This window comes from Streptomyces sp. NPDC004658 (assembly GCF_040609555.1).
Taxonomy (GTDB): Bacteria; Actinomycetota; Actinomycetes; order Streptomycetales; family Streptomycetaceae; genus Streptomyces.
Genome location: NZ_JBEXKG010000239.1, coordinates 1 through 8,347, shown reverse-complemented (window position 1 = coordinate 8,347; position 8,347 = coordinate 1). Strand labels below are relative to the sequence as shown.

The 8,347-nt window shown below is 73.8% G+C and carries 7 protein-coding genes; 4 read left to right on the top strand and 3 right to left on the bottom strand.

Translation table 11 applies throughout. The annotated features are described in order from the left end of the window. The first annotated feature begins 19 nt into the window (after window positions 1-19). The 3 genes from ABZV94_RS38415 to ABZV94_RS38405 all read left to right on the top strand — a co-directional run bounded on the left by ABZV94_RS38415 (window position 20) and on the right by ABZV94_RS38405 (window position 1,568). The gene (locus ABZV94_RS38415; protein ID WP_356349168.1) at window positions 20-913 is read left to right on the top strand and encodes a short-chain dehydrogenase/reductase; all 894 of its coding nucleotides are present in this window, start codon (window positions 20-22) and stop codon (window positions 911-913) included. Between the two features lie 88 nt (window positions 914-1,001). After that, window positions 1,002-1,229: a DUF2945 domain-containing protein gene (locus ABZV94_RS38410; protein ID WP_356349166.1), complete on the top strand. Its 228-nt coding sequence runs from the start codon at window positions 1,002-1,004 to the stop codon at window positions 1,227-1,229. Between the two features lie 6 nt (window positions 1,230-1,235). Beyond that, window positions 1,236-1,568 (top strand): DUF3140 domain-containing protein, encoded by a 333-nt coding sequence (locus tag ABZV94_RS38405; protein WP_356349164.1) that lies wholly within the window; start codon window positions 1,236-1,238, stop codon window positions 1,566-1,568. A gap of 119 nt (window positions 1,569-1,687) precedes the next feature. Here ABZV94_RS38405 and ABZV94_RS38400 read toward each other — a convergent pair whose 3' ends face one another. Further along, on the bottom strand, window positions 1,688-2,710 hold the full coding sequence (locus tag ABZV94_RS38400) for a LacI family DNA-binding transcriptional regulator (RefSeq protein ID WP_356349162.1): 1,023 nt from the start codon (window positions 2,708-2,710) through the stop codon (window positions 1,688-1,690). A gap of 182 nt (window positions 2,711-2,892) precedes the next feature. Here ABZV94_RS38400 and ABZV94_RS38395 point away from each other — a divergent pair, with 182 nt between their 5' ends. Next, window positions 2,893-3,621 (top strand): NAD(P)H-binding protein, encoded by a 729-nt coding sequence (locus ABZV94_RS38395; protein ID WP_356349160.1) that lies wholly within the window; start codon window positions 2,893-2,895, stop codon window positions 3,619-3,621. A 28-nt stretch (window positions 3,622-3,649) separates the two neighbouring features. Here ABZV94_RS38395 and ABZV94_RS38390 read toward each other — a convergent pair whose 3' ends face one another. Together ABZV94_RS38390 and ABZV94_RS38385 are read right to left on the bottom strand one after the other, a co-directional pair. Next, the gene (locus tag ABZV94_RS38390) at window positions 3,650-6,439 is read right to left on the bottom strand and encodes a SpoIIE family protein phosphatase (RefSeq protein ID WP_356349158.1); all 2,790 of its coding nucleotides are present in this window, start codon (window positions 6,437-6,439) and stop codon (window positions 3,650-3,652) included. A gap of 108 nt (window positions 6,440-6,547) precedes the next feature. Further along, on the bottom strand, window positions 6,548-8,347 hold a 1,800-nt coding region (locus ABZV94_RS38385), incomplete at its 5' end, for a GMC family oxidoreductase (RefSeq protein WP_356349155.1).

Below are 8,347 nucleotides of genomic sequence, written 5' to 3'. Positions count from 1 at the left end.
CCCGGCGAAGGGGCGGCGGGTGAGGGCCGGCGCCCTCCAGGGCCGGACCGTCGTGATCACCGGAGCCGCACGCGGGCTGGGCGCGGCGCTGGCGCGCGAACTGGCCCGGCGCGGGGCGCGCCTGGCACTTCTCGGCCATGAGGGGTCTGAACTGGACGCCTTGGCGGCATCCCTGCCCACCGCGGCACTGGCGGTCGAAGTCGACGTCACGGACCATGCCGCGCTGGACGATGCGGCAGCCCGGGTCCGCGGAGGCCTCGGTCGGCCGTCGGTGGTCGTGGCGAACGCGGGAATCGCCCAAGGAGGCCCTTTCGCGACGTCGGACCCCGCCTCATGGCGTCGTGTCGTCGACGTGAACCTGACCGGCAGTGCCCACACGGCTCGGGCGTTCCTGCCCGATCTGACGGCGACGGCGGGCTACTTCCTGCAGATGGCGTCGCTCGCGTCCCTCGGAGCCACCCCGATGATGAGCGCCTACTGCGCTTCCAAGGCAGGCGTGGAAGCCTTCGCCCACTCCCTCCAGGCCGAGGTGGCGCACGAGGGGGTCGCGGTGGGCATCGCCTATCCCGCCTGGGCGGACACCGACATGATCCGCGAAGCCGAGGACTTCACCGCCCTGCGCGAACTGCGCGTGCGCATGCCCCCCGGCGTCCGGACCATTCATCCGGCCGACGTGGTCGCCGCCCGGCTGGCGCGCGCCGTCGAGCGCCGCCGCACCGCTGTCTACGTTCCGGCCTGGCTGCGTCTCGTCCAGCCCCTGCGCTGGGCCCTGCCGCCCGTGGTGCTACGGCTGGCCCGCCACGATCTGCCCCGCTGGGACGCCGGGCGGCCGCTGCGTGCCACGGGCAGCTTGGGCGCCGGCGGACGGGCCGACCGCGCCGCGGCCTCACCGGACGACGGGCGGCCGGGCTGACCCGCTCCGCGTCGCGGCATCGGCCGGGGACCCCCAGGCTGGAAGAAGGGGGAGCAGACCGCCGACAAGGTGCCAAGGGAGAGTCGGCATGGTGAAGAAGCGCGAAGCGGGCAAGACGCTGAAGAAGGGTGATCACGTCACGTGGCGCAGTCACGGGAGCCGGGCCGAGGGCGAGGTGGAAAAGGAGATCACCGATCGGACCGAGGCCGCGGGCCGCACGGTGGACGCCTCGCCTGACGACCCGCAGTACCAGGTACGCAGCGCCAAGTCCGGCAGGACCGCGGTGCACAAGCCGTCCGCGCTCAAGAAGAAGTGAGCCGACGTGGACGACGACGAGCGTGAAGAGGTGCGGGAGGCGTTCCGTGAGCTGGTGAACATGACACCGGCCGGACTGGAGAAGTGGCTCGCCACCGACCGGTCACGCGACGCCGGACAGCACAGGGACGGAGACGAGTCCACCGGCCACGCCTCCGGCCGCCGGATCGTGGAGATCCTGCGGACCAAGAAGGGCGACCTCTCCGACGACGACTACCGCCACATGCGCAAGGTCGTCGGCTACATCCGCCGGCATCTGGCACAGCGGCCCTCCGGCGACGTACGCGCGACGAGATGGCGGCACTCCCTGATGAACTGGGGCCACGATCCGCTGGCGTGAGGGCGCCCCGCCGGACGGGACGGCCGAAGCCCGACGGCCGCCCGGTACGGCCCTGCCCTTGGCACCGTGCCGGGTCCGGAACCGCTGCGGGGCGACTGTCGAGGCGGCAGCAAGTCCGCCTAGGCCGAGTCGCGCACGATCAGCTCCGTACGGAGGATCACGTGCCGCCAGGCCACGGAGGATTCCTCCATCTCCTCCAGGAGCAAGCGCACCATGGCCCGCCCGATCTCCTCCAGTGGCTGGCGGACCGTGGTCAGCCGCGGCTCGGTCCGCTCGGCCAGCGGGAAGTCGTCGAAACCGATGACGGCGACGTTCTCCGGCACCCGGCGTCCCGCCGCGCGCAGTGCCTCCAGGGCGCCGGCGGCCGTGGAGTCCGAGGCGGCGAGCACCCCGTCGATCTCCGGGTGCCGCTCGAGCAGCCGGGCCATGGCGCGCCGGCCGCTCTCCGCGGTGAAATCGCCCTCCGCGACCCAGGACCGCGGTGCGTCCACCCCCGCCTGGGCCAGGGCTTCGCGGTAGCCGCGCAGCCGGCACCGGGTGACGTACATGTCGAGCGGCCCGGTGATCGTGGCGATCGTCCGCCGGCCCTTGTCCAGCAGATGGGTGACCGCGCTGCGGGCGCCGCCGACGTTGTCCGCGTCGACGTAGCTGACGTGTTCGTCGGCCGAACGGCGGCCGAGCAGGACGGTCGGCAGCCGGGCCTCGGCGAGCATGTCGGGCAGCGGATCGTCGGCGTGCACGGACATCACCAGCACCCCGTCGACCCGGCCGCCGCGGGCGTACTCCAGGAACCGCGCCCGCTCGGTGTCCGAGCGGACCAGGGTCAGCAGCAACTGCATCCCGGTGTCGGTCAGGGCGTCGCCGAGCGAACGGACGATCTCGGAGAAGAAGGGCTCCGCGAACTTGCGCCAGTCCGGCTCCGTCATGACGAGCGCGACGGCGTCGGCCCGGCGCCCGGCGAGCGAACGGGCCGCGAGATTGGGCACGTAGCCCAGTTCCGCGATGGCCTGCTGCACGGCCCGGCGCGTCGACTCCTTCACGCCGGACGCGTTGTTGACGACGCGGGAGACCGTGCCCCGGCCCACTCCGGCGTGAGCGGCCACCTCCTCCAGCGTCGGCGAGCCAGGGCGCCGCTTGCCCATGACCACCTCCCCCAAGAGATCACCGATATTACGGGCCCCGCGCGGGCGCGCCCACAGAAAGTTTCGTACGGCTGCCGGGCGGGCTCCGCCGCCGGTCATCCCCTGCCCCGCTCGCGCCTCCACCCCGCGCCCGACGGCAGCACCTATGCCATATTGCGGATAAAACGGACGAAAGGTGTGTCATGAAGGTCGCAGTCATCGGCGGTACCGGGCTGATCGGGTCGCAGGTCGTCAACCGTCTGAACGCCGCGGGGCACGAGGCGGTACCGCACTCGCACTCCACCGGAGTCGACGTCATCAGCGGCCAGGGGCTGGACGCGGCTGTGTCGGGAGCCGACGTGGTGGTCAACGTGACGAACTCCCCGACCTTCGACGCGGCCTCCCTGGGGTTCTTCCAGACCTCGATGGAGAACGTCCTGGCCTCGGCACGCAAGGGCGGCGTCGGCCACATCGTCATCCTCTCCATCGTCGGCGTGGACCAGGTGCCGGAGCTGGACTACTACCGGGCCAAGGCGCTGCAGGAGAGCATCCTCGCGGCCGGTCCCGTCCCGTACTCGATCGTCCGGGCCACGCAGTTCATGGAGTTCGTGGACGACGTCCTGTCCTGGACCACGGAGGGCGACACGGTCCGGCTGCCCGCCACGCCGATCCAGCCGATCGCCGCCAAGGACGTGGCCGAAGCGGTCGCGGAGGTCGCCATGGGCGCCCCGCTGAACGGCAGGCGCAACATCGCCGGACCCGAGATCTTCACCCTGGACGAGCTGGGCCGGATGACCCTGGCCCGCAAGGGCGACCACCGCACCGTCGTCACCGATCCGACCGCCGGCATGTTCGCCGTCGTCAAGGGCGACGTGCTCACCGACCCGCACGCCCAGCCGGCCCCCACCCGCTACGAGGACTGGCTCTCCTGAAACCGCCCCCGGCGCCGGGCCCGTCGGTTCAGATGCCCAGGACGTCCAACAGGTCCGAAGGATCCGGCTCCGGCGCGCCCTCCAGCCGCTGCTCCGCCCAGATGACCTTGCCCCGCGCCGCGTAGCGCGTACCCCACATGTCCGCGAACTGGGAGACCAGGAACAGACCGCGGCCCCCTTCGTCCGTGCCGGCCGCGCGCCGCAGCCGGGGTGAGGTGTTGCTGCCGTCCGCCACCTCGCACACCAGGGTGCGGCCCAGCAGCAGCCTCACCCGTACGGGCGGAGCGCCGTAGCGGATCGCGTTGGTGAGGAGTTCGCTGAGGATCAGCTCCGTGCCGAACGCCGTCTCCTCCAGCCCCCAGTCGGCCAGCCGCCGGCCCGCCTCGCCGCGCACCCGGGGCACGGCCTCCACATCGAACGGGACGTCCCAGGTCGCCACGCACGCGGGGTCGAGCAGCCGGGTCCGGGCGACCAGCAGCGCCACGTCGTCACTGGGATGCCCGGGCAGCATCGCCTCCACCACGGCGCGGCAGGTCTCCTCCGGCGTCCGGTCCGCGCCGGCGATGGCCGAGGACAGCATCGCCAGGCCGTCGTCGATGTCCCGTCCACGGTTCTCGATCAGCCCGTCGGTGAACAGGACGAGACGGCTGCCCTCGGGCAGCTCCAGCTCCCCGGCCTCGAAGGGGTGACCGCCCACCCCCAGCGGCGGCGACAGCGGAAGGACGGGGAAGGACACCCTGCCCTGCGGATCGACCACGGCGGGTGCGAGGTGCCCGGCGCGGGAGACGGCGCAGCGCCCGCCGACCGGGTCGTAGACGGCGTAGAGGCAGGTGGCACCGGTGAGCGGCATCTGGCCGTCGTCGGCGGCGGTCGCGCTCTGGGCGTCCAGCCGGGTGACCATCTCGTCGAGATGCCCGAGCAGTTCGTCCGGTGTCGGGTCCAGCGAGGAGAAGTTCAGTACGGCCGTGCGCAGCCGCCCCATCGTGACCGCGGCCTGGAGCCCGTGTCCCACGATGTCCCCGACGACCAGCGCCACCCGGAAACCGGGCAGGGGGATGACGTCGAACCAGTCGCCGCCCACGCCGGACTCCGCCGGCAGGTAACGGGAGGCGACCTCCAGCGCGTCCTGGTCCGGCAGCCCCAGCGGCAGCAGGTTGCGCTGGAGCGTCACGGCCAGGGCGTGCTCGCGGGAGTACCGGCGCGCGTTGTCGATCGCGACGGCGGCGCGGGCCACCAGCTCCTCGGCCACGGCGACGTCCTCCTCGTCGAAACGGGGGGAGCCCGCGCCGCGCCAGAGGTTGACCATGCCGAGGACCACCCCGCGCGCCCGGAGCGGCACCGTGATCAGGGAGTGGATGCCGTAGTCCAGCGCCCGCCGCGCTCCCTGCGGATCCTGCGCACGCCAGTCCTCGGCGGTGTGCAGGTCCGGTACCAGGACGGCCTTGCCCCGCCGCAGCGCCGCCGCCATCGGCGTGTCGGCCACCATGAAACGGATCACCTCGCCCACCGGCTGCAAGGGGTGCCCGTCCTGCGGGGCCCGCAGCGCGGTGCGGCGCATCTCGCGTACCGCGCTCGTGGGCTCCTCGCCGCGCAGCACCGAGTCGAGGAGCTCCACGGTGACGAAGTCGGCCATACGGGGGACCGCCACCTCCGACAGCTCCTCCGCCGTACGCCGTACGTCGAGGGTGGTGCCGATCCGCACGCCCGCCTCGTACAGGAACGACAGCCGGCCGCGCGCCACCTCGGCCTGCCCGGACAGCGCCCTCAGCTCCGTGGTGTCGCGGAAGGTGGCGACCAGCCCCCGGGCGCCGCCGTACGGGGCGGTGGGCCGGGTGTTCACCGCCAGCAGCCGGTCCCCGGCCGGGACGACCTCGTCGGACGCCGTCTCACCGGACAGCAGCAGCCGCGCCAGACCCGGACCCAGCCCCAGCTCCCGCACGTGCCGCTCGTCGGTGTCCCCGGGCAGGTCCAGCAGCCGGCGCGCCTCGTCGTTGGCGAGCACGACGCAGCCGTCCCCGCCGACGATCAGCACCCCCTCGCGCACCGCGTGCAGCACGGCGTCGTGGTGCTCGTACATCCGGGTCATCTCGGCCGGGCCGAGACCGTGGGTCTGCCGCAGCAGCCGGCGGCTGACCAGCGCCGCGCCCCCGGTCGCCAGCAGCAGCGCCCCCGCCGCCATGCCGAGCAGCATCGGCAGCTGCCGGGAGAGCACCTGGCTCACGTTGCCGTACTGGATACCGGCGGTGACCATGCCGACCACGCGCCTGCTGGGGTCCGTCACCGGTACGACCGCCCGGACGGCGTCGGAGGGCCGGCCGTGGAACGTCTCGGTGAACATCTCGCCCATGGCGGCGCGGCCGACCCCCTCGGACTTCGTGCCGATCAGGGCCCGGTCGGTGTCCGTGATCCGGATTCCGCGCCGGTCGAGGACGCTGACGAAGTCGACCCCGGACCCCTTCTGCACCTGCTCCGTCGCCGACTGCAACTGGGCGGCCGGATGCGGTGACCGCAGTGCGAGCGCCGTTCCGGGTGCGTGCGCGAACGCCTCCGCCACGGCCAGGGAACGGTCCTCGGCGGTGCGCTGGGCGTCGTAGCGGCCCTGCACCACCAGGGCGGCGGCCCCCGCCGTCACCAGCAGCAGAATGATCAGCGCCTGGAGCACGAAGACCTGCGCGGCGAGCGTGCGGACGCTCAGGGACGGCGAAAGACGGCGTCTGCGTGGCGGCCAGAGCCTGCGGCCACGGGCCGGATCGGATGACCCCCGCGAGCCGGGCGGCGGCGCCGCGCTCGCCCATGGCCAGCGGGAACGTCCGCTCATCTCCCTTTTCTAGCATTGGGCCCGCGTGATCGGCGACCGGTGCGTCCGCCGATCGGCGCGGCGCGGCGCGCGGCGTGCGGGGTGGGCCGCCTTCCGCGGTGGGGACCGTCAGCCGGCCCGTGCCGCGAAACGCCGGGTGACGGCCAGGGCCGCGGCCATGATGCTCAGCTGAGGGTTCACCTCCGGACAGCTCGGCAGGACGGACCCGTCGGCGATCAGGACACCGTGTACGCCGCGCAACCAGCCCTCCGGGTCGGCCGGTGACCGCTCGGGATCGGCACCGGCCGCCGCCGTACCGGTGGGGTGGAACGCGGAGACGTGCAAGTGGCGCGCGCTCACTGTGTCGAGCAGGGCCTCCAGCTGGGCAGGGGTGCGGGCGCGCGGGGCCCGGGGGACGCCCGTCAGCACCTCCTCGGCGCCGGCGGCGAACAGCAGACGCCCCATGGCCCGTTGGGCCCGCAGCAGCCGGCCCGCGTCGCGCGCCGCGAGGCCGTAGCGGAGCAGCGGGCGGCCATGGCCCAGTACGCGGCCCGACGGACGGTCGGCGATCATGGCACCCAGCGTCGCCAGCCGTTCCGTCTGTTCCAGTTCCCGCCGCAGGGCGCGGCCGATTCCCGGCAGAACGAAGGAACTCATGCCCGCGGGCGCCGCGGTCGCCTCGATCAGGATGCCGTCGGCCCGCAACTGCTCCACCCCGACGCTCTGCAGGACGCCTTTCCAGGCGGTGACCGGACGGTCGAAGCGGCCCGCGACGCTGATGGCGGGGTGGACGCTGAGGTTCCGGCCGAGCCGAGGGTGCCCGCCCAGGCCGGAGCGGCGCAGCAGCGGCGGGGTGTGAAGGGCCCCGGCGGCGACCACGACCAAGGGGCTGAGGATCTCCAGTTCGCTGCCGTCCGGACGGCGGGCCAGCACCCCGGCGGCCCGTGGACCGGCCGGCCCGTCGCGGTCGACGAGGATCCGCCGTACCCGAGCACCCGTCACGACGCGCGCGCCGGCCGCGCACGCCTCGGGCAGCACGGACAGCTGGACGCTCTGCTTCGCGCCGGTGGGACAGCCGACGACACACTGGCAGGAGCCCCGGCACCCGGGGGCGTTGCGCCGCAGGGGCGCCGCGGTCCAGCCCAGTTCCCGGGCCCCGGCCAGGGCGAGCCGCCCGTTGGCGCCGAGGACGTCCAGCGGCTGCGGTGCCACCCGCAGCACGCGTTCGACCTCGTCCAGATGCGCGGCGAAGCCCTCGGCGGCGGCGAACCCGTGGTGGCTCAGCCAGCGGGTGACGACGTGTTCCGGTGTCCGGTAGCACGTGCCCGAGTTGACGACGGTGGTGCCGCCGACCGCGCGGCCCACGGGCAGGACCACCGGGGGATTCCCCACGGCGACGGTGGCGCCGCCGTCCCGGTACAGGTTCAGGAACCGGTCGAGCGGCGCCCGCCGGCCGAACGACGCGGTGGAGTGGTGCTCGCCCTCTTCGACGACGACCACGCGCATCCCGGCCGCGGCGAGTGTCCGCGCGGCCATCGCGCCCCCCGCGCCCGACCCGACGACGACCGCGTCGGCGGTGGACCGCGTGGGCCAGCAGGGGGAGGGCGTGCAGTCGAGCGGGGGATCCTCGGGCCCGTACGCCGACGGCGCGGACTCCGGTACGGACTCCGAAGGCGCGGACCCCCAAGGCACGGCCCCCGAAGGCGAGGGCATGGAGCCGTGGTGGAGCATGCGTTCGGTTCCGGCGGCCAGCAGCAGCGGTACCTTGACCGCGTCCAGCAGCGGCAGCAGGGCCGGGCGTGCCGCGAGCGACGTGATGACGCGCTCGCGTTCCTCCGCGTCGAGTGCGCTCGGCTGGGCCGGTGGCCGGCGTTGCCGGCCAGGACGTCTGTCCTCCGGCTGTCTTCGACTGCTGCGAGTGCGCCGGGC

Coding starts and splice junctions, on each gene's coding strand:
- ABZV94_RS38410 (WP_356349166.1), top strand. CDS start 1,002: ATGGTGAAGAAGCGCGAAGCGGGCAAGACGCTGAAGAAGGGTGATCAC.
- ABZV94_RS38400 (WP_356349162.1), bottom strand. CDS start 2,710: ATGGGCAAGCGGCGCCCTGGCTCGCCGACGCTGGAGGAGGTGGCCGCT.
- ABZV94_RS38395 (WP_356349160.1), top strand. CDS start 2,893: ATGAAGGTCGCAGTCATCGGCGGTACCGGGCTGATCGGGTCGCAGGTC.
- ABZV94_RS38390 (WP_356349158.1), bottom strand. CDS start 6,439: ATGAGCGGACGTTCCCGCTGGCCATGGGCGAGCGCGGCGCCGCCGCCC.